At 62.7% G+C, this 26,074-nt stretch carries 19 protein-coding genes; 12 read left to right on the top strand and 7 right to left on the bottom strand.

The features are described 5' to 3' along the window. The first annotated feature begins 120 nt into the window (after positions 1 to 120). The 5 genes from sucC (at position 121) to lpdA (ending at position 8,566) form a co-directional block, all read left to right on the top strand. Positions 121 to 1,317, top strand: a complete 1,197-nt coding sequence (sucC, locus tag BM177_RS11395; protein ID WP_091682376.1) for an ADP-forming succinate--CoA ligase subunit beta — start codon at positions 121 to 123, stop codon at positions 1,315 to 1,317. A gap of 4 nt (positions 1,318 to 1,321) precedes the next feature. Next, entirely contained in the window at positions 1,322 to 2,206 is an 885-nt protein-coding gene (gene sucD / locus BM177_RS11390) for a succinate--CoA ligase subunit alpha (protein ID WP_091682375.1), read from the top strand. 365 nt (positions 2,207 to 2,571) lie between these two features. Continuing rightward, positions 2,572 to 5,589, top strand: a complete 3,018-nt coding sequence (locus BM177_RS11385) for a 2-oxoglutarate dehydrogenase E1 component (protein WP_091682569.1) — start codon at positions 2,572 to 2,574, stop codon at positions 5,587 to 5,589. Between the two features lie 79 nt (positions 5,590 to 5,668). Then, complete coding sequence (odhB, locus tag BM177_RS11380) at positions 5,669 to 7,027, top strand: 2-oxoglutarate dehydrogenase complex dihydrolipoyllysine-residue succinyltransferase (protein ID WP_091682374.1); 1,359 nt, start codon at positions 5,669 to 5,671, stop codon at positions 7,025 to 7,027. A gap of 138 nt (positions 7,028 to 7,165) precedes the next feature. After that, a complete protein-coding gene (gene lpdA / locus BM177_RS11375; RefSeq protein WP_091682373.1) occupies positions 7,166 to 8,566 on the top strand; it encodes a dihydrolipoyl dehydrogenase in 1,401 nt (466 codons plus the stop codon). A 42-nt stretch (positions 8,567 to 8,608) separates the two neighbouring features. Here the strand turns inward: lpdA and BM177_RS20040 are convergent, their stop codons facing one another. Next, positions 8,609 to 9,562 (bottom strand): AraC family transcriptional regulator, encoded by a 954-nt coding sequence (locus tag BM177_RS20040; protein WP_175492580.1) that lies wholly within the window; start codon positions 9,560 to 9,562, stop codon positions 8,609 to 8,611. Between the two features lie 149 nt (positions 9,563 to 9,711). Between BM177_RS20040 and BM177_RS11360 the strand changes: the two genes are divergently transcribed. Then, positions 9,712 to 10,272 carry a DUF2380 domain-containing protein gene (locus BM177_RS11360; protein ID WP_175492579.1) on the top strand — a complete coding sequence of 187 codons (561 nt, stop codon included), beginning with the start codon at positions 9,712 to 9,714 and terminating at the stop codon, positions 10,270 to 10,272. Positions 10,273 to 10,310: 38 nt separating this feature from the next. Here the strand turns inward: BM177_RS11360 and BM177_RS11355 are convergent, their stop codons facing one another. Then, positions 10,311 to 11,753, bottom strand: coding sequence for a helix-turn-helix domain-containing protein (locus BM177_RS11355; protein WP_091682371.1), 1,443 nt, complete (start codon positions 11,751 to 11,753; stop codon positions 10,311 to 10,313). A 225-nt stretch (positions 11,754 to 11,978) separates the two neighbouring features. Here BM177_RS11355 and BM177_RS11350 point away from each other — a divergent pair, with 225 nt between their 5' ends. Further along, complete coding sequence (locus tag BM177_RS11350; protein WP_091682369.1) at positions 11,979 to 13,610, top strand: isocitrate lyase; 1,632 nt, start codon at positions 11,979 to 11,981, stop codon at positions 13,608 to 13,610. A 564-nt stretch (positions 13,611 to 14,174) separates the two neighbouring features. Beyond that, positions 14,175 to 14,852, top strand: coding sequence for a histidine phosphotransferase ChpT (chpT, locus tag BM177_RS11340; RefSeq protein WP_091682364.1), 678 nt, complete (start codon positions 14,175 to 14,177; stop codon positions 14,850 to 14,852). A 10-nt stretch (positions 14,853 to 14,862) separates the two neighbouring features. Here the strand turns inward: chpT and BM177_RS11335 are convergent, their stop codons facing one another. Next, positions 14,863 to 15,168 carry a hypothetical protein gene (locus BM177_RS11335; protein ID WP_139223594.1) on the bottom strand — a complete coding sequence of 102 codons (306 nt, stop codon included), beginning with the start codon at positions 15,166 to 15,168 and terminating at the stop codon, positions 14,863 to 14,865. A gap of 24 nt (positions 15,169 to 15,192) precedes the next feature. Between BM177_RS11335 and BM177_RS11330 the strand changes: the two genes are divergently transcribed. Beyond that, positions 15,193 to 16,893, top strand: a complete 1,701-nt coding sequence (locus BM177_RS11330) for a pentapeptide repeat-containing protein (RefSeq protein ID WP_091682359.1) — start codon at positions 15,193 to 15,195, stop codon at positions 16,891 to 16,893. A 21-nt stretch (positions 16,894 to 16,914) separates the two neighbouring features. Here BM177_RS11330 and ctrA read toward each other — a convergent pair whose 3' ends face one another. Then, the gene (gene ctrA, locus BM177_RS11325) at positions 16,915 to 17,616 is read right to left on the bottom strand and encodes a response regulator transcription factor CtrA (protein WP_091682357.1); all 702 of its coding nucleotides are present in this window, start codon (positions 17,614 to 17,616) and stop codon (positions 16,915 to 16,917) included. Positions 17,617 to 18,081: 465 nt separating this feature from the next. On the opposite strand from ctrA, the gene BM177_RS11320 reads away from it, so the two are divergent. Next, positions 18,082 to 18,489, top strand: a complete 408-nt coding sequence (locus BM177_RS11320) for a flagellar export protein FliJ (RefSeq protein ID WP_091682354.1) — start codon at positions 18,082 to 18,084, stop codon at positions 18,487 to 18,489. 144 nt (positions 18,490 to 18,633) lie between these two features. Then, entirely contained in the window at positions 18,634 to 19,653 is a 1,020-nt protein-coding gene (locus BM177_RS11315) for a putative bifunctional lysylphosphatidylglycerol flippase/synthetase (RefSeq protein WP_091682352.1), read from the top strand. A gap of 384 nt (positions 19,654 to 20,037) precedes the next feature. On the opposite strand, the gene BM177_RS11310 is transcribed toward BM177_RS11315, so the two are convergent. The 3 genes from BM177_RS11310 to secA all read right to left on the bottom strand — a co-directional run bounded on the left by BM177_RS11310 (position 20,038) and on the right by secA (position 24,545). Continuing rightward, positions 20,038 to 20,325, bottom strand: coding sequence for a hypothetical protein (locus BM177_RS11310; protein ID WP_091682350.1), 288 nt, complete (start codon positions 20,323 to 20,325; stop codon positions 20,038 to 20,040). A 213-nt stretch (positions 20,326 to 20,538) separates the two neighbouring features. Further along, positions 20,539 to 21,324, bottom strand: coding sequence for a Spy/CpxP family protein refolding chaperone (locus BM177_RS20035; RefSeq protein ID WP_175492578.1), 786 nt, complete (start codon positions 21,322 to 21,324; stop codon positions 20,539 to 20,541). A 395-nt stretch (positions 21,325 to 21,719) separates the two neighbouring features. After that, entirely contained in the window at positions 21,720 to 24,545 is a 2,826-nt protein-coding gene (secA, locus tag BM177_RS11300; protein WP_091682348.1) for a preprotein translocase subunit SecA, read from the bottom strand. Positions 24,546 to 25,141: 596 nt separating this feature from the next. Here secA and BM177_RS11295 point away from each other — a divergent pair. Further along, positions 25,142 to 26,011: a peptidylprolyl isomerase gene (locus BM177_RS11295; RefSeq protein ID WP_091682347.1), complete on the top strand. Its 870-nt coding sequence runs from the start codon at positions 25,142 to 25,144 to the stop codon at positions 26,009 to 26,011. The last annotated feature ends 63 nt before the right edge of the window (positions 26,012 to 26,074 follow it).

Genomic DNA, 26,074 nt, shown 5'->3' with positions numbered 1-26,074 from the left:
AAGGCGACGGTGCCTCCCTCGACCGGCCGACGGCGCTATCGTCCGGTTCGCCTTGTATCGCAACCGGTTCAGCAGCGGCATGGGGCCGGCGGCGGAGCTTGGTCAGTACGGGACATCGGCATGAATGTTCACGAATACCAGGCCAAGGGCGTTCTGAAGGAATTCGGCGTTCCCGTCTCCCGCGGCGTCGCGATTCTCAAGGCGAGCGACGCAGGCGCCGCCGCGCGGGAGCTCGGCGGTCCGCTCTGGGTGGTGAAGTCGCAAATTCATGCCGGAGGGCGCGGCAAGGGCAAATTCACCGAGAAGGAAGCCGGCGACGAAGGCGGCGTCCGGCTGGCGAAATCGGTGGCGCAGGTCGAAGCCTACGCCGCCCAGATGCTCGGCAAGACTCTCGTGACCGCGCAGACCGGCCCGGCCGGGAAGCAGGTCAATCGGCTTTATCTCGAACAAGGCGCGAATATCGCGAAGGAATTCTATCTTTCGCTCCTCGTCGACCGGGCGACGAGCCGGGTGGCTTTCGTCGTGTCGACCGAGGGCGGCATGGACATCGAGGAGGTCGCGCGCCATACCCCGGATAAGATCGTCACCTTCTCGGTCGATCCGGCGACGGGGGTCATGCCTCATCACGGCCGGGCGATCGCCAAGGCCCTCGGCCTCAGCGGCGGCCTCGCCCAGCAGGCCGAAACCCTGACCGCCCAGCTGTACGCCGCGTTCATCGCCAAGGACATGGCGATGCTTGAGATCAATCCGCTGATCGTTTCCGGCGAGGGGCAGATCATGTGCCTCGACGCCAAGATCTCCTTCGACTCGAACGCGCTCTACCGCCATCCCGACATCGTCGCGCTGCGCGACGAGACCGAGGAGGACCCAAAGGAGATCGAGGCCTCCAAACATGATCTGAGCTATGTCGCGCTCGACGGCGCGATCGGCTGCATGGTGAACGGCGCGGGACTCGCCATGGCCACCATGGACATCATCAAATATTACGGCGCGGAGCCGGCGAACTTCCTCGACGTCGGCGGCGGCGCGACCAAGGACAAGGTCACCGCCGCGTTCAAGATCATCACCGCCGACCCGCAGGTCAAAGGCATCCTGGTCAACATCTTCGGCGGGATCATGAAATGCGACGTGATCGCCGAAGGCGTCATCGCCGCGGTCAAGGGCGTCGGGCTCGAAGTGCCTCTTGTGGTGCGGCTCGAAGGCACCAATGTCGAGCTTGGCAAGAAGATCATCGCCGACTCGGGTCTCGACGTCATTTCCGCCGACGATCTCGACGACGCCGCCCAGAAGATCGTCGCCGCGGTCAAGAAAGCCTGAACCGATGTCCATTCTCGTCAGCCGCGACACCAAGGTCATTTGCCAGGGCTTCACCGGGAAAAACGGCACGTTCCACACTGAACAGGCGATCGCCTACGGCACCAGGATGGTCGGCGGAGTCTCGCCCGGCAAGGGCGGCGCGACCCATCTCGGGCTTCCGGTGTTCGACACGGTCGCCGAGGCGCGCGAGGCGACCGGCGCCGAGGCTTCCGTGATCTATGTCCCTCCGCCGGGGGCGGCGGACGCCATCTGCGAAGCGATCGACGCCGAAATTCCGCTGATCGTCTGCATCACCGAGGGCATCCCCGTCCTGGACATGGTCAAGGTCAAGCGCGCGCTCTCGGGCTCGAAATCGCGGCTGATCGGCCCGAACTGCCCCGGCGTGATGACAGCCGGCGAATGCAAGATCGGCATCATGCCCGGCAATATCTTCAAAAAGGGTTCGGTCGGGGTCGTGTCGCGATCCGGAACCCTCACCTATGAGGCCGTCTTCCAGACGACCTGCGAGGGTCTTGGGCAGACGACCGCTGTCGGCATCGGCGGCGATCCCGTCAAAGGCGCCGAATTCATCGAGATCCTCGAATTGTTTCTCGCCGACCCCGAGACGAAATCCATTATCATGATCGGCGAAATCGGCGGATCGGCCGAGGAAGACGCCGCCCAGTTCATCGCCGACGAAGCCAGGCGCGGGCGCAAGAAGCCGATCGCGGGCTTTATCGCCGGCAGCACCGCGCCGCCCGGACGCCGGATGGGCCACGCCGGCGCCATCATCGCGGGAGGCAAGGGCGGCGCGGACGGCAAGATCGCCGCGATGCAGGCCGCGGGCATTAAGGTCTCCCCGTCGCCCGCCCGGCTCGCCAAGACCCTCGCTGAAATCCTCAAAGGGTGAAAGACGCCCGTCTCTTGTTGGGCGAGGGCGCGTCAAATATGAGATCAGTCTGATAACGCAGGCTTGAATTCGGGGGCCCGGTATTGCTGTTAGGTTACAGGATAATATTTTAGGGTGATGCGCGAGGGAGATTAAACGCTTCCCTCCCTTGAGGTTTGCCCGATAGACATGGCCGGTCCGGACGCGGATCTGGAGCATATTCCGATCGGATTGAATCAATCCAATCGACAAGACTATGCTCAAGCCTTTGATTCTGGAGCGATTTATGCTCGATCGCATGATTGCATGCGATTGGAAAGCGCTCCAGAGGGCCGAACGCCCAAGCTTGGAAATCAGGGATCGAGCTTGGTCCGATGGAGACGACGATGGCGCGCCAGGATGGCAGTGGAAACGCGAACGGATCGGGGGGCGCAAGCGCCGGACGCTCTCCGCCGAATGCGGCCTTCGCGAAACTGTCGTTTCTATACGGCGGCAACGCCGCCTATGTAGAGCAACTTTACGCCGATTATGAGCGCGACCCGGCCTCGGTCGACCCCGAATGGCGCGATTACTTCGCCACGCTGAACGACGATCGGGGCGCGATCGAACGCAGCGCCCGCGGACCGGCCTGGAAAGCGCAGAACTGGCCGGTCCCGGCCAATGGCGAACTGGTTTCCGCTCTCGACGGGCATTGGCCGCCGGACGCAAAGGAAATCGGCGAGAAGATCAAAAGCCGGGCGGCCAAGGCCGAGGCCTCAGCGCCGGCGTCGTCCGCCGATCTGCGGCGCGCGACGCGCGATTCCGTGCGCGCCCTGATGATGATCCGGGCCTATCGCATGCGCGGCCATCTGCACGCCCGTCTCGACCCGCTCGAACTCGAGCCTCCGCGGGACCATGAGGAGCTGCATCCGGCGACCTACGGCTTCACCGAGGCCGATTACGACCGCAAGATTTTCATCGACAACGTGCTCGGGCTCGAATCCGCCAGCGTCCGCGAGATGCTGCCGATCCTGCGCCGCACCTATTGCGACACGATCGGCTTCGAATTCATGCATATGTCCGATCCGGCCGAAAAAGGCTGGATGCAGGCGCGCATCGAGGGCCCCGGCAAGGAGATCTCGTTCACCCGCGAAGGCAAGCGCGCGATCCTCTACAAGCTGATCGAGGCCGAGGGGTTCGAGAAGTTTCTGGATATCAAATACACCGGCACCAAACGGTTCGGCCTCGACGGCGGCGAGGCGATCGTCCCGGCGCTCGAGCAGATCATCAAACGCGGCGGCGCGCTCGGGGTCTGCGACATCGTGCTCGGCATGGCCCATCGCGGCCGTCTCAACGTGCTTTCCCAGGTCATGGGCAAGCCCCATCGCGCTATCTTCCACGAATTCAAGGGCGGCTCCTACACTCCCGACGAAGTCGAGGGGTCAGGCGACGTCAAATATCATCTCGGCGCGTCCTCCGACCGCGACTTCGACAACAACAAGGTTCACCTGTCGCTGACCGCCAATCCCTCGCATCTCGAGATCGTCGATCCGGTCGTTCTCGGCAAGGTGCGCGCGAAGCAGGATCAGCTCGGAGACGTCGTCGAACGCACCAGAGTCCTGCCGCTGCTGATTCACGGCGACGCGGCTTTTGCGGGTCAAGGGGTCATCGCGGAATGTTTCGGCCTCTCGGGCCTCAAGGGATACCGGACCGGCGGCTCGATCCATTTCATCATCAACAACCAGATCGGCTTCACCACCTCGCCGCGCTTTTCGCGATCCTCGCCCTATCCGTCCGATACGGCCAAAATGATCGAGGCGCCGATCATCCACGTCAACGGGGACGACCCTGAAGCGGTCGTCTACGCCGCCAAGATCGCGATCGAATTCCGGCAGAAATTCCACAAGCCTGTCGTGATCGACATGTTCTGCTATCGCCGGTTCGGGCACAACGAGGGCGACGAGCCGTCGTTCACCCAGCCGCTGATGTATAAGAAGATCCGTTCGCACAAGACGACGCTCGAAATCTACGCGGAAAAGCTGATCGCGCAGGGCATCCTGACCGCCGGGGAAGTCGACAAGCTGCGGGCGAACTGGCACCACCATCTCGAAAACGCATTCGAGGCCGGGCAGGCCTACCATCCAAACAAGGCCGACTGGCTCGATGGCCGCTGGGCCGGTCTCAAACCGGCGCTCGCCAGCGGCGAGGACGACCGCCGCGGGCGGACCGGCGTCGAACGCTCCCGCCTGACCGAAATCGGCCTCCGCCTCACCACGGTGCCGGAAGGGTTCAATCTTCATCGCACCATCGCCCGCCTGATCGACAACCGGCGCAAGATGATCGAGACCGGAGAAGGGATCGACTGGTCGATGGCGGAGACGCTCGCCTTCGCCTCGCTGGTCGACGAAGGACACCCGGTGCGCCTTTCGGGCCAAGACAGCGAGCGCGGCACGTTCAGCCAGCGCCATTCGGTCCTGACCGATCAGGAGACCGAGGCGCGCTACATTCCGTTGAACAATATCCGGGACGAACAGGCGCATTACGAAGTCATCAATTCGATGCTGTCCGAGGAGGCGGTGCTTGGCTTCGAATACGGCTATTCCCTCTCGGAGCCCAACGCCCTAACCGTCTGGGAGGCGCAGTTCGGCGATTTCGCCAATGGCGCCCAGGTCCTGTTCGATCAGTTCATCTCATCCGGCGAGCGCAAATGGCTGCGCATGTCGGGCCTCGTCTGCCTGCTGCCGCACGGCTACGAGGGACAAGGACCGGAACATTCTTCGGCCCGCCTCGAGCGCTATCTGCAGCTCTGCGCCGAGGACAACATGCAGGTCGCCAATTGCACGACCCCGGCGAATTATTTCCATGTCCTGCGACGTCAGTTGAAGCGCGACATCCGCAAGCCGCTGATCCTGATGACGCCGAAATCGCTGCTTCGCCACAAGCGGGCGGTCTCGAAACTCGACGATTTCGTGATCGGCTCTTCGTTTCACCGCCTTCTTCGCGATGACGCGGAGCGCGGACTCGGGACGGAGATCAAACTTGTCGAGGATTCAAGGATGCGCGTGGTCGTCCTTTGCTCGGGCAAGGTCTATTACGACATTTTCGAAGAGCGCGAGAAGCGCGGCGCCGATGACGTGTATATTCTTCGCGTCGAGCAGCTCTATCCGATGCCGCTCAAGAATCTCGTCGTCCTCCTGTCGCGATTCAAGAACGCCAACGTCGTCTGGTGTCAGGAAGAATCCAAGAACATGGGCGCCTGGACGTTCGTCGAGCCCTATCTCGAATGGGCGCTCGGCCAGGCCGGCGGCAAGTCGAAACGGCCAAGATACGCCGGACGGCCCGCCTCGGCCTCGCCCGCGACCGGACTGATGTCGAAACATCTCGCGCAGCTCAAGACCTTTCTGGACGAGGTGTTCGCGGCCTGAAAACGGTCTCTCCAAGAGCCGGCCGCCCTGTCGGCGCCGACTTTCCTTCCTACAGCCGCTCGGCGGCAGGCATGATGACATGACGACTGAAATCCGAGTGCCGACCCTAGGCGAATCCGTGACCGAGGCGACGATCGGCCGCTGGTTCAAAAAAACCGGCGACGCCGTCAAGGCGGACGAACCCATCGTCGAACTCGAAACCGACAAGGTGACTCTCGAAGTCAATGCTCCCGCCGCGGGAGTCCTTGCGGAAATCACCACGAAAAGCGGCGAGACGGTCGGCGTCGGCGCGCTTCTCGGGCAGATCGGCGAAGGCGTCGGGACGTCTGCGCCAAAACCCGCCGCCGCGCCTGCGCCCACGCCCGCGCCGACTCCGGCGATTCAGCCGCCGCCCCCGAAAATCGCGGCGGAGGCGCCCTCCTCCTCGCCTGCAGCGGGCTCGCCTTCCCCCTCGCCCGCGGCGGCCAAGATCGCCGCCGATCGCGGCCTGGACCCGGCCGAGATCGACGGGTCCGGCAAGCGCGGCCAGGTGCTGAAGGGCGACGTTCTCGAATTCGGAGCCCGTGCGTCTTCAAACTCGCCGTCTTCAAACTCTACGGCAGTCACGGCGCCTTCCAAGCCCGCGGCAATTCCTGAACCCGCGGCTGTCCCCGCCACCGAGGCGAAGCCGGCGGATGCTCCTGCCGCCGCTCCCCCGCCTGCGCCAGCCCCTGTCGCGGCCCGCGCCGTGGCGGAGCCGGAGCGCGAGGAACGCATTCCGATGACGCGGCTGCGGCAGACCATCGCCCGCCGCCTCAAGGACGCGCAAAACACCGCCGCGATGCTGACGACCTTCAACGAGGTCGATATGACCGAGGTCATGGCCCTGCGCGCCAGATACAAGGACGTGTTCGAGAAAAAGCACGGCTCCAAGCTCGGCTTCATGGGCTTTTTCGTCAAAGCCTGCGTCGGCGCGCTGAAGGACATCCCGACCGTGAACGCCGAGATCGACGGCAATGATCTCGTCTACAAGAATTATTATCACCTCGGCATCGCGGTCGGCACCGAAAAGGGGCTTGTCGTGCCTGTCGTGCGCGATTGCGACCGCCTCAGCCTCGCCGGCGTCGAAAAAACCATCGCGGATCTGGGCAAGCGCGCCCGCGACGGCCAACTCAAGATCGACGAGTTGCAGGGCGGCACCTTCACCATCACCAACGGCGGAATCTACGGCTCGCTGATGTCGACGCCGATCCTCAACGCGCCGCAATCGGGCATCCTTGGCATGCACAAGATTCAGGAGCGGCCCATCGCCGTCGCCGGCAAGATCGAGATCCGCCCGATGATGTATCTCGCGCTCAGCTACGACCACCGCATCGTCGACGGCAAGGAGGCGGTGACGTTCCTTGTCAGGGTCAAGGAAGCGCTAGAGGATCCCGCGCGGTTCCTGCTCGATGTTTGACGCTCCCGCCATCTAGAGCGCTTTCCGGCCGAATGTGATCATGCGATCGATCAGAATATGCTCTAGACACTCGCCAGACGCTCGTCCTGAGGAGGCAAAAGTCCGTCTCGCAGGATGCGCTTCGCCCCAAGAGGTCTCATGCCAACCTACGATCTCATCGTTATCGGAACCGGCCCCGGCGGCTATGTCTGCGCGATCCGCGCGGCGCAGCTCGGCCTCAAGACCGCTGTCGTCGAAAAGCGCAAGACCCACGGCGGGACCTGCCTCAACATCGGCTGCATTCCCTCCAAGGCGCTGCTCTACGCGTCGGAAAAATTCGAGGAGGCGGAGCACGACCTCGCCGCCCTTGGCGTGATCGTCGACAAGCCGCAGCTCGACCTCCAGATCATGATGAAGCACAAGGACGATACGGTCGCCGCCAACGTCAACGGCGTCGGCTTTTTGCTCAAGAAGCACAAGGTCGACGCGTTCTTCGGCCTCGGGACCATCAAGGCGCCCGGCGAGGTCGAGGTGAAGGCCGCCGACGGCTCCACGCAGACCCTCACCGCCACAAATATCGTCATCGCCACGGGATCCGACGTCGCGCCGCTGCCCGGCGTCGAAATCGATGAGAAATCCATCGTTTCGTCAACGGGCGCTCTCAGCCTCGATGAACCTCCGGAAAATCTCCTCGTCGTCGGCGCGGGCGTCATCGGCCTTGAACTCGGCTCGGTCTGGTCGAGGCTCGGCAGCAAGGTCGTCGTCGTCGAATTTCTCGACCGCATCCTGCCCGGCATGGACGCGGAAGTCGCCCGGCAATTCCAGCGCATCCTCGAAAAGCAGGGGTTCAAATTCCTGCTCGGCCATAAGGTCGAAAAAATCGACAAGACCCCCGAGGGCCTTCGCGCGCGCATTGCGCCGGTGGCGGGCGGCGAGGCTCTGACCCTTCAGGCCGACGTCGCTCTCGTCGCCATCGGGCGGCGGCCCTACACCGACGGGCTCGGGCTTGAGGCTCTGGGCGTCGCGATGGAGCGCGGGCGCGTCGTCATCGACGAGAAATTCGCCACCAATGTTCCCGGACTCTACGCGATCGGCGACGTGGTGCGCGGCCCGATGCTCGCCCACAAGGCCGAGGACGAAGGCATCGCCGTCGCCGAACTCCTCGGCGGCCAGCACGGCTACGTCAATTACGAGGCGATTCCCGGCGTCGTCTACACCATGCCGGAGATCGCCACCGTCGGCGCCACCGAGGAAGAGCTGAAAGCCAAGGGGATCGCCTACAAGGTTGGCAAGTTCCCGTTCACCGCGAACGGGCGGGCGAGAGCCATGCGCCACATGGACGGATTTGTAAAAATCCTCGCCGACGCGACGACGGACCGGGTGCTCGGAGTCCATATCATCGGCGCCGGCGCCGGCGAGATGATCGCGGAAGCCTGCGTGCTGATCGAGTTCGGCGGCTCGGCGGAAGACCTCGCCCGCACCAGCCACGCCCACCCGACGCTTTCGGAAGCGGTGCGCGAGGCCGCGATGGCGGTGGACAAGATGCAGATACATTTGTGAGCCGTCGCCTTGATAAGGCCACGCCTCATTTTGAAGCGCTGGTCAACGGCGCGCGCCCTCCCGCCACTCCCGCGGCGCCTGCCCCGTCCAGCTCCTGAACGCGCGCGAAAAATGGGCCGGGTCCGAATAGCCAAGCTCGAATGCGACGTCCGTCGCGCTGGCGCCTGAGTCCAACATAGCGGCGGCCCGCGCCGAGGCCACGCGTTGAAGCAGAACATCGAAACTCACGCCACGCGAGGCCAGCCGCCGCTGCAGGGTCCGGCGGGGCATTTCCATGCGGCGACACAAGTGCTCGATGGTCGGGCGCCCATCGAGCAAATCGAGCCCGATCAGATGCTCGGCGCAGGCGACAAAATCCTCGGGATCGGGCAACGCGCCTTCCACGGCCGCGAGCGGGTCGGCAGCACTGGCGTTGGGCGCGTCCAGAAGATCCGCCGAGAAAAAAATCGCCGCCGTTTCTCCGCGCGAAAGATCGCAGCGAAACACATCCTCGATGGCGGTTCGGCCGGCCGGCGGCGGTCCCGGGAGGGCGAGCCGCGACGGCGTCCAGCCGGGTCCGGCGAAATAACGGATCAGATCGAGCATATAGCCGAAGGCCAGCATCTCGTTCTTTTGCCGTCCTTCCTCGATATTATCAGTCACGCTATAGGTCCATCGCGCCTTGCCCGCCGAAACGGTCAGCGTGAATTGCGTCGAGGATTGCAACAAGGAACCGATCGTTTCGCTCACGCAGGCGATGGCGCGATCGAGGCGGGGCATGCTCTTTGTTCGCTGGCCTAAACGCCCGAGGCTCGCAAACCCGGCCTCGGTGGAAAGCCGCGCGGCGAGCGCGCCGTCGCCGATCTCCCGCGCCGCGCATTCGACCAGATTGAGCTGATCCTTGAGCAAGATGAGCCGATCCGGCTCATCGATCAGGCGCAGCGGCAGTTCTGCGCGCCTGAAAACGCGGGCGATGGAGCCGCCTGAGCGCTCCACCATTTCGGCGACCGGCCCCATGGACCGCGCCCTGGTCAGCCCATACCCCATATGGCGGCCCGTTCGCGCTCTTGAGTCTGACATGGTGAAGCGCATGGCGCGAAATGGCAAGCTCCGCCGCGGACGCGCCGGTACTTTGCTTGAAAAGAACGAGCAAGAGGAGGCCGGCCGTGACCAGCGACCCTTCGAGTCAATCAGGAAATGCGCTTCTGTTCCGCCGAATCTGCGTGAAGGCCGCCGGCGCCGCGACGGCGGCGCTGTTGCATTGGGCTGCGCCGAGCGGCGCGGCGGAGTCGATCGCCGCGACGATCCCCGTCGCCATCGTCGACTTCGATTACATCGACAGCTCCGGCGAAGCGCAGGACCAGACCGGCAAGCATCGGACCTTGATGCAAACATTCATGGATTCGCTGCGCGAGGAATTATCGGCAAGCGAGAAATATCGTCCGGTCGCCTTGAACTGCGGGGCCGAGCCGTGCTCGGCGGCTCACGTTGATCCGTCCCGGCTTCTGGCGGCGGCCAGAAGCGCCGGCGCCGCGCTGATCGTCTATGGAGGAATCCACAAGATGAGCACCTTGGTGCAGACGGCGAAAGTGCAAGTCGTCGATCTGGAGAAGGACAAGCTTGTCCTCGATCGCTTTCTCACGTTTCGGGGCGACGACGAAGGCGCCTGGAGGCGCGCCGAGGCCTTCATCGCCGCCGATCTCAAGACCCAGGATTTGATCCCATAGGGCTTGGGCTTCCAAGGCGGCGGCGTCGGAACTTTCCCTCAAACGTCCCTGAACGTGAACGGCGAGACGCTGCGCATCGTCTCGTCCACTTGCAGGCCGCGCAGGGCCGGAGGGGCGGCGCGCTGGGGACAGGCCGGACGATCGCAGAGGCGGCAATTGATCCCGATCGGCATCGGGTCCAGCGCATCGAGATCGAGCCGCTTTCCATAGACCAGCCGGCGGGCGTATTTGATCTCGCAGCCGAGCCCGATGGCGAAACGCGGCTCGATCGACCCCCAGGGCGTGATCGAGCGGCGCACCGTGCGCGCGATCGAGAACCATTGCGTGCCGTCGGTCAGTTCGACGACCTGCGTCAGGATGCGGCCGGGATCGGAAAAGGTCGCGTGAATGTTCCACAAGGCGCAGGTGCCACCCGAATGGGCGAAGGGAAACCGGCTCGACGAGAAGCGCTTCGAGACGTTGCCCGCATTGTCCACCCGCACAAGGAAGAACGGGATGCCGCGCGCGGTCGGCCGGGCCAGCGTGGTGAGCCGGTGCGCGACCTGTTCGAAACTTGCGCCGAACCGCGCCGCCAGGACGTCGATATCGTAGCCGACAAGCTCCGCCGCCTCGTGAAAGCGTCCATACGGCATCATCAGGGCGCCGGCGAAATAATTGGCGAGGGTGACGCGCAGCAGTTTCAGGCTGATCTCGTCGCCCTGTTCGAGCCGCCTCGAAATTTCGTCGAGCAGAGGGCTGAATTCGCTGAACGCCAATTGGTAGGCGGCCTGAAAGGTGCGGCCCGGCTGATCCATGACCTCGGAGATCGTTAATTGGCGGCGATGATGGTCGTAGCTGCGCAGCCGGTCGCCCATGACCTCGACCGGAAGGGCGCGGACCCGGACGCCATGCCGGGAGCGCAGATGCTCGCAGAGCGAGAAGAAAAGGTCATGGCCGCCAAGCGCAAGATTGGAGGCGAATGTCTCGGCCACCGCCTCAAGTTCGGGAAAATGGTTGCGGGCCTCCTGGAGAATGGCGCGCAGGCGGTCGATCGGGCTCTCGCCAAGAAGCGGTTCGGCGCGGTCCCGGTCGGCGCCCGCGAACACTCCCGCCTCGCTCGCCTCGCGCGCGGCGGCATAGGCGCGATAGAGCCGCAGCATCGCGGCGATCAGCGCCGGCGAGTTCTCCGCGGCGTCGCGCACTTCCGCGCGGGGCACCCCGGCTTCGCGGAACAGCGGGTCGGTCAGCATCTGCTCCACTTCCGTCGCGGATTGCTCGCCCTCGCCATCCATGAAGGCGCGTGGATCGACGCCGTAGACGTCGGTGAGGCGCAGCAGAACCTGAACGGTGATCGGACGCTGGTTGCGCTCCATGAGGTTGAGGTAGCTCGGCGAGACGTCGAGGTCGCCCGCCATGCGCGCCTGGGTGAGCTGGCGTTCGCGGCGCAGGCGTTTGAGGCGCGGGCCGGCGAAGATCTTTCTGGGCGGCGCCTGTTTTGTCACTAATGTCAATCTATTTACATAGATACAGAATTGGGATGTGTGCTAATTACACACGCACCTTATTCCGGCGTCAAGCCCGCACTTAAGTCTTGTTGAACAAGAAGGTTTGATCAATAAGACGCTCATCTCGTCCACTGTCCATGTGGCGTTTTGTCAATCCCTGTGAAGACGCGGAAACGAAGTGAGCAAAGCTTTTCGCTTTGACGGCCAAAAGAGGCGTGCGCAATGACTTTTCAAAGCCAGATTCCCCAGCCGGGGCAGCCGAACGAATATCAGACCCATCTTGCCCAGATTGATCAGCTCGTCAAAACCAAGCACGGCGCATGGGACGGCATCAACGCCGAATCCGTGGCGCGGATGCGGCTTCAGAACCGCTTCCGGACGGGTCTCGACATCGCCCGCTACACGGCCGCGATCATGCGCAAGGATATGGCGGCCTATGACGCCGATCCCGCCAATTACACCCAGTCGCTTGGCTGCTGGCACGGGTTTATCGCCCAGCAGAAAATGATTTCGATCAAGAAGCATTTCGGTGGGACCGACCGGCGCTACCTCTATCTGTCCGGCTGGATGGTGGCCGCGCTTCGCTCCGATTTCGGCCCCCTTCCCGATCAGTCGATGCACGAGAAAACCTCCGTTCCCGCGCTGATCGAGGAGCTTTACACCTTCCTGCGTCAGGCTGACGCCCGCGAGCTCGGCGGCATGTTCCGCGAGATCGACGCCGCCCGCAAGGCGGGCGACAAGGCGAAGGAACAGGCCTTGCTCGCCGCCGTGGACAATTATCAGACCCATGTCGTGCCAATCATCGCCGACATCGACGCGGGCTTCGGCAACGCCGAGGCCACCTATCTGCTCGCCAAGAAGATGATCGAGGCGGGCGCCTGCGCCCTGCAGATCGAAAACCAGGTCTCCGACGAAAAGCAGTGCGGTCACCAGGACGGCAAGGTCACCGTGCCGCACGAGGTGTTCCTCGCCAAGGTGCGCGCCTGCCGTTACGCCTTCCTTGAGCTTGGCGTCGAGGACGGCATCATCGTCACCCGCACGGATTCTCTCGGAGCCGGCCTCACCCAGCAGATCGCCGTCAGCCGCGAACCCGGCGACCTCGGCGACCAGTACAATGCGTTCCTCGATTGCGAGGAAGTCGCGCCTGGCGACGCCCGCAACGGCGACGTCATCTTGAACCGCAACGGCAAGCTGCTGCGGCCGAAGCGCCTCCCGAGCAACCTCTATCAGTTCCGCCCCGGCACGGGCGCGGACCGCTGCGTGCTCGACTCGATCACCTCGCTGCAGAACGGGGCCGACCTGCTCTGGATCGAAACCGAAAAGCCGCATGTGGAGCAGATCGCCAGCATGATGGACAAAATCCGCGCCGTCATCCCCAACGCCAAGCTGGTCTACAACAATTCGCCGTCCTTCAACTGGACGCTGAATTTCCGCCAGCAGGTCTATGACGCCTGGAAAGCGGCCGGCAAGGACGTCTCCGAATACGACCGCGCCGGGCTGATGAGCGTGGATTATGACGGCACCGATCTCGCCAACGAGGCTGACGAGCGCATCCGCACCTTCCAGGCGGACGGCTCGAAGCGGGCCGGCATTTTCCACCACCTCATCACCCTGCCGACGTATCACACGGCGGCGCTCTCGACCGACAACCTTGCGAAGGAATATTTCGGCTCGCAGGGCATGCTCGGCTACGTCCGCAACGTGCAGCGTCAGGAAATCCGTCACGGCATCGCCTGCGTGAAGCATCAGAACATGGCCGGCTCCGACATGGGCGACGACCATAAGGAATATTTCGCCGGCGAGGCGGCCCTGAAGGCCGGCGGCGCGCACAACACGATGAACCAGTTCGGCTGATCAGCCGCTATAGCGCTTTCCGATCGCATGAAATCATGCGATCGATCAGAAATCGCTCCAAGATCAAAGGCTTGAGCATATTCTTGTCGATTGGATTGATTCAATCCAATCGGAATATGCTCTAACTGTTGATCGAACCGGAAACCGAAAGGCCCGGAGCGTCAAGCTCCGGGCCTTTTTTTCGGCTGACGTGGGGGCGCAATATCGCCGGCCGCGCCGCGTTCCCCGAGCTTGTTTCATCGCCGGCTTGATCTTCGGGCAAGGCGATTTCAACCTTGCCGACGCAGAAGCGCCGACCCAGAAGCCAATGCGGGCACCCGCCCGCCAATTTCCGTTTTTTTAAGGTCTTCGGCTCAGACAAGAGTCTTCGAACAAGCCTGAAAGTCAAAGTTCGAACGAATCATCGTTGACGCGACGTTCGTCGTGCCTCCCAAAAGAAGCTTCGGGCGAGAGTTGACCTCTTTTTTCGAATTCGACATGCTCGAGCATATTCAATTTTATTGCTTCTCATCGATCATTTGAGTCTCGTGATCGGGACTGGCTCCCGACGAACAGGATGACGCCATGACGGTTTACGCCCTCGACGCCCTCGACCTCGCCGCCCTTCTGTGTTCGCGGGTCTGCCATGACGTGATCAGCCCCGTCGGCGCCATCGTCAACGGACTCGAAGTGCTGGAGGATGAAAAAGACGCGGAAATGCGCGGCTTCGCCCTCGATCTCATCAAGAAAAGCGCCCACACCGCCTCGGCGCGGCTACAATTCTGCCGCCTCGCGTTCGGCGCGGCGGGTTCGGCCGGCGCCTCGATCGACATCGGCGACGCCGAAAAGGTCGCGCGCGGCCTTTTCGCCGGAGAGAAGACGCAAATAGACTGGCGGGCGCCGCGCGTGCTGATGCCGAAAAATCAGGTCAAGCTGATCCTGAACCTCTGCCTCATCGCGGCGGCGGCCATTCCGCGCGGCGGCGTGATCACGGTCATCGTCGACGGCGACGCGGAACGCTCCCCCCGATTTTCGGTGACGGCGAAAGGCGCCAACGCCAAACTGGCGAGCCATGCGCCAGCCCTTCTCGCCGGAACGCCCGAAGGGGCCGTGGACGCGCATGGCATTCAGGCGTTCTACACCGGGCTTGTCGCCAGGGCGGTGGAGATGCGGCTGACGGTCGCGACGGACAGCGATTTCGTCGCCATCGAGGCGATCGCCGAGTTCGCAGAGGCGCGAGATCTCGCCGCGGCGGCTGTTTAGACAGTTCACTTTACCCTTGCCCGAAGCTTTCCCCGGCGCGACACTGCGCAGGGGGAAGGCTTGTGACTAAATCCGACAGCGGACTTGATCTTTCCGGCGCTCCGCCGGCGCAGGAGACGCCGGCGGCCGAACCCGCGCCTGCGGAAAAACCAGCCGAGGCCGCGCCTGCCCCCTCCGCCGCGCTCGACGCCGCGCGCAAGAGCGTCGAGGACGCCGCCTTCTGCTCGAAAACCCGGTCAAGCTGCCGTTCCTCAATGTCGATCTGCCGCTCGTCGCGTTCTTCTCTCTCGCGCCGCTCCTGTTTGTCATCGTTCACGTCTATACGCTTGTTCATTTCGTCATGCTGGCGGCGAAGGCCGGGGCCTATGATAAAGCGCTGCGGGACGAGCTTGGCGATGCCGACGACAAGCGCAACGCCGAACGGCGGCGGTTGCCAAGCAATATCTTCGTGCAATTTCTGGCGGGGCCGAAGGAAATCCGCAACGGCGGCCTTGGCTTGATCCTCAAGGCCATAGCCTGGATTTCGCTCGTCATCGCCCCCGTGCTGTTGCTACTGCTGATTCAGGCGCAGTTTCTGCCCTATCACCTTGAATGGGTGACCTGGGTCCAGCGCTTCGCGCTCGTCGCTGATCTTCTTCTGCTCTGGGCGCTCTGGCCCGCCGTGCTGGACGGCCGCGGCAGCGTCGAATGGCCAAAGCTCTGGCGTCCCGGCGCGTTTGTTCTCGCGCTCGCGAGCCTCATCCCCATCGGGCTCGCCATCGCCGCGAGGTTTCCGGGCGAATGGCTGGACCAGCGCATCGGCGACCGGCGATGGATACCCGCAAATGGCTTCACCGCATGGCTCGGCGCGACGGGCGCCTGGGGCGAACCCATACCGACCTCCTTCCACAATCTGCTGTTCAACGGCGCCATCGACGATGTCACGCGGCGCCGCAAAAGCCCGTTTTCCACGACGCTTGTCCTGCCCGGCTTCGATTTGCTGGAGGCGGAAAAGATCGAGGACGACAAAAAACTGTCCTGGGCCAAGCATACGTTTTCGTTGCGGGGCCGCCGGCTCGAAGGCGCCCGTTTCGATTTCGCCGATTTGCGCAAGGCAGATCTGACCGGCGCCTACCTCGACCGCGCGTCGCTCGATCGGGCGCAGCTGCAGGGCGCGTCGCTCGAGGGGGCGCAGCTGCAGGGCGCGTCGCTCGATTATACGCAGCTGCAGGGCGTGTCGCTCGAGGGGGCGCAGCTGCAAGGCGCGTCGCTTTTTCTGGCGCAGCTGCAGGGCGCGTCGCTCCGAGCGGCGCAGCTGCAGGGAGCGTCGCTCATCAAGACGCAGCTGCAGGGCGCGTCGCTTTTTCTGGCGCAGCTGCAGGGCGCGTTGCTCGGTGAGGCGAAGCTGCAGGGCGCGTCGCTCGATAGCGCGCAGCTGCCGGGCGCGTCGCTCCAAGCGGCGCAGCTGCAGGGCGCGACGCTCTATCTGGCGGAGCTGCAGGGCGCGTCGCTCGATTATGCGCAGCTGCAGGGCGCGATCATGCAAGACGCGTCGGTGTGGCGAGCCGACGCGCGAAACGCAGTCGCTCCGGAAACCGTCGTTCTTTCTCCATTTTCCGAGAGAGACGCGCAAAGCTTCGACGATAGGCGCCAGTTTATGATGCAAACAATTCCTGCCGGAGAAAAGCGGGACGACGCTCTGGCGCGGATCGAGAAAAGGCTGAAGCCCGATTCCTTCCCGGACGAGAAGGCGATCGCCGACGACTGGACGAAAAAGGAAAAACATTCCGCGGCGCCGGCGGCGGTTCTGGCGGCGTGGAAGACCATCGGGTGCCGGGCAAATGATCCTAAAGAAGACTATCTCGGCGCGCCCTATGTCGCGCGGGCGCTGCTGCGAAGGCTTGATGAGTTCGCAAATGAAAAGGCGGCAAAAGCCAAATTGGTCGCGGCTTTTTTGAGCTGTCCGGGCGCGAAAGGGTTGACGGAGGACGAAATCGCGAAGCTGAACGCGATCGCCGGCTCTCCGCCGCCACCGCCGCCGGCGTCAAAGCCGAAGCCATGATGCGAAAGCGATGCCCGCGCCTTAAGCCGTGATCCGCTCTTCCTCGTCGCTCGGCTCGCGCAGCACGTAGCCGCGGCCCCAGACCGTCTCGATGTAATTACGGCCCTGGCTCGCATTGGCGAGTTTCTTGCGCAATTTGCAGATGAAGACGTCGATAATCTTCAATTCGGGCTCGTCCATGCCGCCGTAAAGGTGGTTGAGGAACATTTCCTTGGTGAGGGTCGTGCCCTTGCGGAGCGAGAGCAGCTCCAGCATCTGATATTCCTTGCCGGTCAGGTGGACCCTTGCGCCGCTGACCTCGACAGTCTTCTGATCGAGATTGACGATGAGGTCGCCCGTCGTGATGACCGATTGCGCGTGGCCCTTCGAGCGCCGCACGATGGCGTGGATGCGGGCGACGAGCTCGTCCTTGTGGAAGGGCTTCGTCAGGTAATCGTCGGCGCCGAAGCCAAGGCCCTTGACCTTGTCCTCGATGGCGGCGAGGCCCGAGAGAATGAGGATCGGCGTCTTGACCTTGGCGATCCGCAGGGTCTTCAGCACCTCATAGCCGGACATGTCGGGCAGGTTCAAATCGAGCAAAATGATATCGTAATCGTAGAGCTTGCCGAGGTCGATCGCCTCTTCGCCAAGATCAGTCGTATAAACATTGAAATTCTCGGATTTCAGCATCAGCTCAATGCTTTGAGCCGTGGCGCTGTCGTCTTCAATCAATAATACGCGCATCTGAGGTTCCCCATCTTCCCCCCGTCGGTCGCCTGCCGACGCGCGAGATCTTCAAAAGCCCTTTGCGGCAGAGGTTGAGGCGGCCCTTCTTGCTAAGGCCGGCTCGCTGCGAATTCCGTAACCTTAACGGCCATTGGTTAACAAACTCATTCCCGTAACGAAATTCGAACCATGGCCGCTAACCTTAAACGGGCGGCGCCACTGATTTGGCGAACGCCGCCGACGCGCAACCATGACCGCCGAACCTTGCGCCACGAAGGAGCGGCGGGATCGAGCGACGGAAAAATACGAACGCGAATCACTGAAGGGACTTGGGCCAAGCGTACCCCGCGCCAAGCAAACGGGGAAGATTCGTCCCGTCTCGTCAAGGTAACGAACGGGCAACTTTAATGCGGCAAAGTTACGAGGTCAGAGCGATCCCAGGCGATCCGCCCCAGAAGAGCAAGGCCGTTGGAGTTGAGGGACATGAAGCTGCAGGAAACAGTCACCCGCCTTAAGCGCTTTCAGGTCGATGAGAAACGCCGGCGGGTCGTCCAGATCGAATCGATGGTCGCCGAATTCTCCAAGATCGCCCGAGAACTCGATCAGGAGGTGGCGATCGAGGAGCAGCGGGCGGGCATTTTCGACGCCTCGCATTTCGCTTATCCGACCTACGCCCGCGCGGCCCGCACGCGGCGCGACAATCTGCATCGTTCGGCGCAGGAGCTGATGGCTCAGCTCGAGGAAGCCCGGCAATGTCTCGACGAAGCCCTCGACGACCTGACCAAGGCGCAAAATACTGAAGGCCGCGACCGGAAATCCGATCATTCCGCCGAGCCGGCGCCGCAGCCGCTCGAAGACGCCGGCCTGCGGTTACGGGCGATGGGCGCATAAAGCAAGGCTTGCCGCGGGGCCGGGAAGACCCGCGCCGGTCACCGCCGGGCAGGTTTGCCCTTGCGGCGAAAACGCTCTTGGTGCAGGGATTGCCAGAGATTTACAAGGCCAACCGGCCGAAAAGCCCAGCCTGACCGGAGCCTCATGAAACGTGTTCTCGATTTTATCTGGCCGGCGATCGGATTGATCGCCGTCGTGGTGTCGCTCTGGCTCCTTCATAAGGAGTTCAAGGGTGAAGCGGTCGGTCCTGAAGTCTGGGAATACCTCAAGGCCATCCCAGCCTCCCGCTACGTCCTGGCGGTGTTGTCGACTCTCGTCGCTTACGCGGCGTTGGCCTGGTACGACCGGATCGCGCTGATCCACCTCGGCGTGAAGCACATTTCCTGGATTTTCATCTCGCTCTGCTCGTTCACCACCTACGCGATCGCCCATAATATCGGCGCGACTGTTTTCTCGGGGGCGATGGTCCGCTACCGCGCCTACAGCACCAAGGGACTGAGCGCCGCGCAGGTCGCCGTCCTCGTCGCTGTGTGCTCGCTGACCTTCGCCCTCGGAACAATCCTGGTGGGAGGGCTGATCTCGGTTCTCGAACCGGAGCAATTGAGCCGCTTCCGCGGCATGTTGCCAAGCAATTTGCGGTTTTTGACCGACGCGACCATGGCGCGGATCATCGGCGCGGTCATGCTTGCCGGCGTCGCGATTTACGTGATCGGATCCGTGTTCGGATTTAAGCCGCTGGTCGTCCGAGGGTTCAAACTCGAATATCCAAAGCCTGAAATCGCGGTGCGGCAATTGATCGCGTCCCCCCTCGAACTGCTTGGCGCCGCGGGCATCATTTATTTCGCTTTGCCTGAGGTCGGCAACCCCGGCTTTTTCGTCGTGCTCGGCGTGTTCGTCGCCTCGTTCTCGGCGGCGCTCTGGTCGAATGCGCCGGGCGGCCTCGGCGTTTTCGAATGGTTTTTCATCACCGCCGTGCCGTCGCTGCCCAAGACGCAGGTGCTCGCGGCGCTTCTGGTGTTCAGGTTTTTTTACCTGATCGTGCCGCTGATCTTTTCGATTTTCGTGGTCATCCTGTTCGAACGCAGCCGGCTCGATGAAGTGCTGCACCATGACCATCCGGAAGACGCCCCCGCCAGGAAGCCGGATCAGAAGACGGAGGCTTGACTTGCCCGCCAAGACTTGTGGGACCAAGACTTGCTTGACCAAGACTTGCCTCATGAGGCGCGGTCAAGGCGGCGAAAAGCCGACGGCCCCCGGACAATACGCGCCGGAGGCCAGCGGGTTCGCGCTTCGATAGAGCATATTCCGATCGGATTGAATCAATCCAATCGAGAAGAATATGCTCAATTTTTTGACTCTGGAGCGATTTCTGATCGATCGCATGACTGCATGCGATCGGAAAGCGCTCAAGCATATTCCGATTGGATTGAATCAATCCCATCAATAAGAATACGCTCAAGTCTTTGACTCTGGAGCGATTTCTGATCGATCGCATGACTGCATGCGATCGGAAAGCGCTCCAGGCGGCGCGGCGCTCGGGCTCCGGTCTCAGCCGCAGACCCGGACGCGGCGATAGCCGACGAAATTGCCATAGACATCCGTCGCCGGCTGGCGCGTCATGTAGCAGCCGCCGTAACCATATCCATAGCCGTAACCGTAATAGGGAGCCGCAGTGGCGGCGGCCGCGCCAAGCGCCAGGCCGGCGGCGGCGGCGCCAATACCCCAACCCCAGGGATGATAGCCCCACGCCGCGGCGGGGGTGGACGTGGTAGCGACGGCGAGGCCGAGAGTCGTGACGGCGAGGCCGGTTGCGATGGTCTTGCGGACGTTGATCATAGCTGCTCTCCTTCTTCGCCGCTGTTCGTTCGGGCGATGTCTGGAGACTAGGCCTCGCGCTCCGGCAAGGCTGTGCGTGGGCGCACCGGGCGCCGGGCCTCAAAGGTCCGGCGCGTTTCCAAATCGATGAATTGGATGGCGAATGAGAGATCGGACAAGCACTATTCTCCGGCCGCGCGCTCTCGCGGCCGAAGCAGGGGGGCGGTCCGGCTGTTACATCACGCCCATGGGCCCGACCATCAGGCCGTCCGCGATCTTCTTCTGCTCGTCGCTGAACGAGGCGTAGAGAGGATCGAGGGAGGTCTTGATGGCCTTGAGGGATTCGAGATGTTCCTTGAGCGCTTCCTCGAAATGACCGAGCCGCGCGGGAAGCGCGGTTGAATCGTCCGCTTTCGCGGCGGCTGGCGCGGCAGTTGGGGCCGGGGCGTCGCCGGTCTTCTTGATGATGCCGAGGTCCGGGTAGGAGGTGTCGCCATGCGCGACGACAGGCTTGGGCGCGACTGCGACGGGCGCAGCGGCCGGCGCGGCCGGCATCATGTCGTGATGGGCGTGATCCATCGATTTCGCCGCGGCCGAAAGGGCGTCCGCGAAAGTCTTCCATAGCGGCGCCTGCGCATCCGTGATCTTGAGTTCGGTCTTGAGCGCCGCAATGCGTTCATCCGCTGATGCGGCCATCTGGCCCATCATGTCGTGCATCATGGACCGCATCTGACTCATGTCGCCCATCATCCCGGTGTGGTCCATGCCGCCGTGGCCCATCCCGGCGTGGTCCATGCCAGGCATGCCGGCACCGCCCATCATGCCGTGGGCGCCGTGATCCATACCGGGCATTGCCTGCGCCGGGGGGGCGGGAGCCGGAGTCGGGGCTGGCGCGGGAGCCTGGGCGGAAGCGGCGATGGCTCCGAAGGTCACAACCGCGGCGAAAGGAAGGCCCAGCAGAAGGTCAGCCGTGAGTTTCGTCATGGTTTTCGTCTTGGATTTTGTTTTGGGCGTGTTCATAAATTGTTCTCCCTTGAGGCAAAATTATTTTATTTTTACGGTGCGAAAGGCATGTGACGCGGGGCTCGCACCCACCCCATTCCTCAACAACCCATTCTCTAAAGGAGCCAAGCTCTCAACGAGGCGAGCCAGCATGAGCCGGGTTTTAGTTGACATTATGCTCCGCCGGAACGAGCGGGACTTGCTTGCATTCGATCAAACGCAAACGCCCCCCAATTTCGTTCCCGGTTCTCCGGCAAGTGGAGCGCGCGATTCTGCTCGCCTGCTGGCTCGGCATTCAGTCAGTCTAGAGAATATTCCGATTGAATTGAATCCCATCGACAAGACTATGCTCAAGCTTTTGACTCTGGAGCGATTTCTGATCGATCGCACGACTTCATGCGATCGGACAACGCCTAGGACGCGCTTTTCGCCAGGGCCCCATGACAATGTTTGAATTTGCGACCGGATCCGCAAGGACAGGGCTGATTCCGGCCGACCTTTCCATAGGGTGAGTTTTCGCCGCCGACCCCAAGCGTTTCTGTCGTTCCGCCGGAGCTAAGCAGCATGGTCTCGTTCTTCGGCGTGGCGAAGGCGCTGTTCGCGACGGCGAAGGCGGCGCCCGTCGCGTTTTCGGAATTGCCTTTGTCAAAGGCGACGGCCTCGGACGGAACCTGGCTGGGCGGCGGCTCGAAGGCCACTTCGACGCGGCTGAGCTGGGCAGTCGTCACTTCGCGCAGGCGCGTGATCAGCTCGCCGAACAATTCGAACGCTTCGGACTTGTATTCGTTGAGCGGATCGCGCTGAGCCATCCCGCGCCATCCGACGACCTGACGCAAATGGTCGAGCGTCAGAAGATGTTCCCGCCAAAGGTGATCGAGCGCCTGCAGGACGATCTGCTTCTCGACATAGCGCATGATCTCAGGGCCATTTTTTTCAACGCGCTTGGCGTAGGCCTCGTCCGCGGCGGTCTGAAGCCGTTCGCGCATGTCTTCTTCGGTGATGCCTTCCTCTTTCGCCCAATCGGCGACCGGGAGGGCGATGTTGAACTCGGTTTCGATCCCTTGCTTGAACCCTTCGACGTCCCAGGCCTCGGGATAGGCGTCGGCCGGAATATGCTTGGCGACGAGATCGTCGACGACGCCCTGCCGCATATCGTGAATTGTTTCTTCGAGGGAGTCCTGCGCCATCATGTCCCGGCGCTGCTCGAACACGACCTTGCGCTGATCGTTCATCACATTGTCGTATTTCAGCACGTTCTTGCGCATGTCGAAGTTGCGCGCCTCGACCTTTTGCTGCGCCTTTTCCAGAGCCTTGTTGATCCAGGGGTGAACGATGGCCTCGTCTTCCTTCAGGCCGAGCTTGACCAGCATGTTCTCCATGCGGTCCGAGCCGAAGATCCGCATCAGGTCGTCCTTGAGGGAGAGGAAGAACTTGGACCGTCCGGGGTCGCCCTGCCGGCCCGAGCGGCCGCGCAGCTGGTTGTCGATGCGGCGGCTCTCGTGCCGCTCGGTGCCGATGATATAAAGGCCCCCTGCGGCGAGCGCTTTTTCCTTGAACTGCTGAATTTCGGCGCGGATCTCCGCCTCCTTCGCGTCCCGCTCCGGCCCCTCGGACAGATTGGCGCATTCCTGCGCCACCCGCATCTCGACATTGCCGCCCAGCTGAATGTCGGTGCCGCGACCCGCCATATTGGTCGCAATCGTGATCGCGCCCGGCACGCCGGCCTCGGCGACGATATAGGCCTCCTGTTCGTGGAAACGCGCATTCAGGACCGCGAAAAGCTTCGAGGGCCGGTCCGCCCGAGCGGCCGCATAAAGCTTTTGCAGCGCTTGCGGCTCGGCGAAATCGATCTGCCTGTAGCCGAGCGCCTTCATCGCCTCGGCGAGTTGCTCGGATTTTTCGATCGACGTGGTGCCCACCAGCAAGGGCTGGAATTTCGCATTTGCGGCCTCGATCTCCCGGGTGATCGCGCGCAGCTTTTCTTCCGCCGTGCGATAGACTTCATCGTCTTCGTCGAAGCGCCGGACCGGCTGGTTGGTCGGAATCTCGACCACTTCGAGATTGTAGATCTCATGGAACTCGTCCGCCTCCGTCGTCGCGGTTCCGGTCATGCCGGCGAGCTTTTTGTAAAGGCGGAAGTAGTTCTGAAACGTGATCGAGGCCATCGTCACATTCTCAGGCTGAACCTGAACGTGCTCCTTCGCTTCGAGAGCCTGATGCAGGCCTTCGGAATAACGCCGACCCGGCATCATTCGGCCGGTGAATTCGTCGATGATCACGACTTCGCCGTTGCGGACGATATATTCCTTGTCGCGCTGGAACAGCATGTGCGCGCGAAGCGCCTGATTGACATGATGGACAATGGTCACGTTGGCCGCTTCGTAGAGCGAGCCTTCGGTGAGAATGCCGATTTCGCGGAGCAGCTCCTCCATATGTTCATTGCCGACGTCGGTGAGGTTGACGGTGCGCTGCTTCTCGTCAAGGTCGTAGTCGGCGGAGACAAGACGCGGCAGAATCTTGTCGATCGCGTTGTAAAGGTCCGACTTGTCGTCGGAGGGACCCGAAATGATGAGCGGGGTGCGGGCCTCGTCGATCAGGATCGAGTCCACTTCGTCGACGATCGCGTAATTATGGCCGCGCTGAACCATCTGGCGCAGCTCGTACTTCATATTGTCGCGCAGATAATCGAAGCCGAACTCGTTGTTGGTGCCATAGGTGATGTCGGCGGCGTAGGCCTGGCTGCGCTGCTCGTCGTCCAGTCCATGAACGATGACGCCCGTCGTCATTCCAAGGAAATTGTAGATCGAGCCCATCCATTCGGAGTCGCGGCGGGCGAGGTAATCATTGACCGTGACGACATGCACGCCCTTGCCGGCGAGCGCGTTGAGATAGGCCGCGAGAGTCGCGACAAGCGTTTTGCCTTCGCCCGTGCGCATCTCGGAGATCGCGCCTTCGTGAAGAACCATGCCGCCGATCAGCTGGACGTCGAAATGGCGCTGGCCGAGGACGCGGCGCGCCGCTTCCCGCACCGTCGCGAACGCCGGAACGAGAAGGTCGTCGAGCGACTTCCCGGCGGCGATCTGCTCGCGAAACGCGACGGTCCTCGCGGCGAGCTCCTCTGCGCTGAGCTTCACCATCTCCGGTTCGAGGGCGTTGATCGCGGCGACCTTGGGGCGATACCCCTTGAGGCGGCGATCGTTCGCCGATCCGAAAACCATTTTGGCGAGAGAGCCCAACATAATTTCGTTCACCTTTCTGGATGCGGCCCCTGCGATACCAAGATCGCGGCGTTCACTCTAGCGTTTCTTTTCGCCGCCGCTCAAGCGCTGCCGCCCGCTCTCTCCCGAACCGCCAGTATCCTTAGCTCTCAATCCGGGGGATGGGCGGGGATGGGCGGGGATTGGATTGTCTTCGCGGGGACTTCGGGTTCGGCGGCGGGCCGTTGATCAAAATCTGCCGCGGGCGGCGGCCATGATGGGGATTCCTGCTGTTTTTCGAGAATTAAGTTGACTCCGGGCGCCGGCGAACGCCGCCCGTCGAAGGCCAGGGCGGCCGGGCCTGGGGCGATTTGAACCGCTGCAAGGACACGGGATCCAAAGAGCGCGGAACCCTAAAGAGCGCGGAAATGAGCGGCGGTTTTGGCGCCGCAAACAACCGATCCGGCCGAAGAAATCGATCCGAAAACACTCCTATCGACCCTCGGGCGGTAGATAAGATCGGGGTCCGAGCTTGTCAAATCCCCCCGGTCGTGCATCTGTCCGCCCGTTCGAACCGCTGATTACGATCCCATTACCACCACGGGTTGGTCTTTTTCCTAGAGCCGGAGCTCAACTGCATGTTCTCACCCACGTCATTGCGCGGCACGACGGCTGGTTTCGTCTGCGCGCTGGTCCTCTCGACCGCGAGCGTTTTCGCCGTCCTGCCCGCCTCCGCCAAAGTCCTCGCCACCGTTAACGGGAAAGACATAACGGACGAGGATCTGCGCATCGCGACCGAGGACCTCGGCGCCAGCCTTCCGCCGCAGATCGAAGGGAAAGCTCGTGAAGCCTATTTGCTCGATTTTCTGATCGACGGGCTCCTCGTCGCGCAAAAAGCGCAGGCCGATAAGCTCGATCAGGCCCCCGATTTTGCGGCCAAGCTGGCCTATTACCGCGAAAAGCTGCTGATGGAGACATTGCTGGGGCAGGTGGCCAAGTCCGCCATCACCGATGCGTCGGTGAAAGCCGCGTATGAGGAAGCCGCGAAGGCGCAAAAGCCCGAAATCGAGGTTCACGCGCGCCATATCCTCGTCCCGACGGAAGCGGACGCCCAGGCGGCCTTGAAACGGCTCAAGGCCGGCGAGGATTTCGCCAAGGTCGCCAAGGAGGTCTCGAAGGATCCCGGCTCCGAGGGCGGCGATCTCGGCTGGTTCACCAAGGATCGCATGGTGCCGGAATTCGCCGACGCCGCGTTCAAGCTCGAACCCGGCCAACGCTCGGAGCCGATCAAGAGCTCGTTCGGCTGGCATATCATCGAAGTCGAAGGCAAACGGCCAAAGACCTTCCCGCCCCTCGCCGACGTGAAGGACCAGGTCAACCGTTACGTCGCCCAGAAGGCCCAGAGCGAACTGGTGCAGGAGCTGCGCAAGAACGCGAAAATCGTGCGGACCGATCCGCCGCCGGCTCCGGCCGGCAAGGACGCGGCTCCCGCTCCCGCCAAACCATAAAGCGACGCCGGCGGCCGGCGGCGTTTCTCCCGCCGCCGGTCTTCCAGATCCCCGATCCCGATT

The organism is Methylocapsa palsarum, from assembly GCF_900114285.1.
In the GTDB taxonomy this organism is placed as follows: Bacteria; Pseudomonadota; Alphaproteobacteria; order Rhizobiales; family Beijerinckiaceae; genus Methylocapsa; species Methylocapsa palsarum.
Note: the sequence above shows the minus strand (reverse complement) of the source record. Positions and strands in the feature narration are given on the sequence as shown.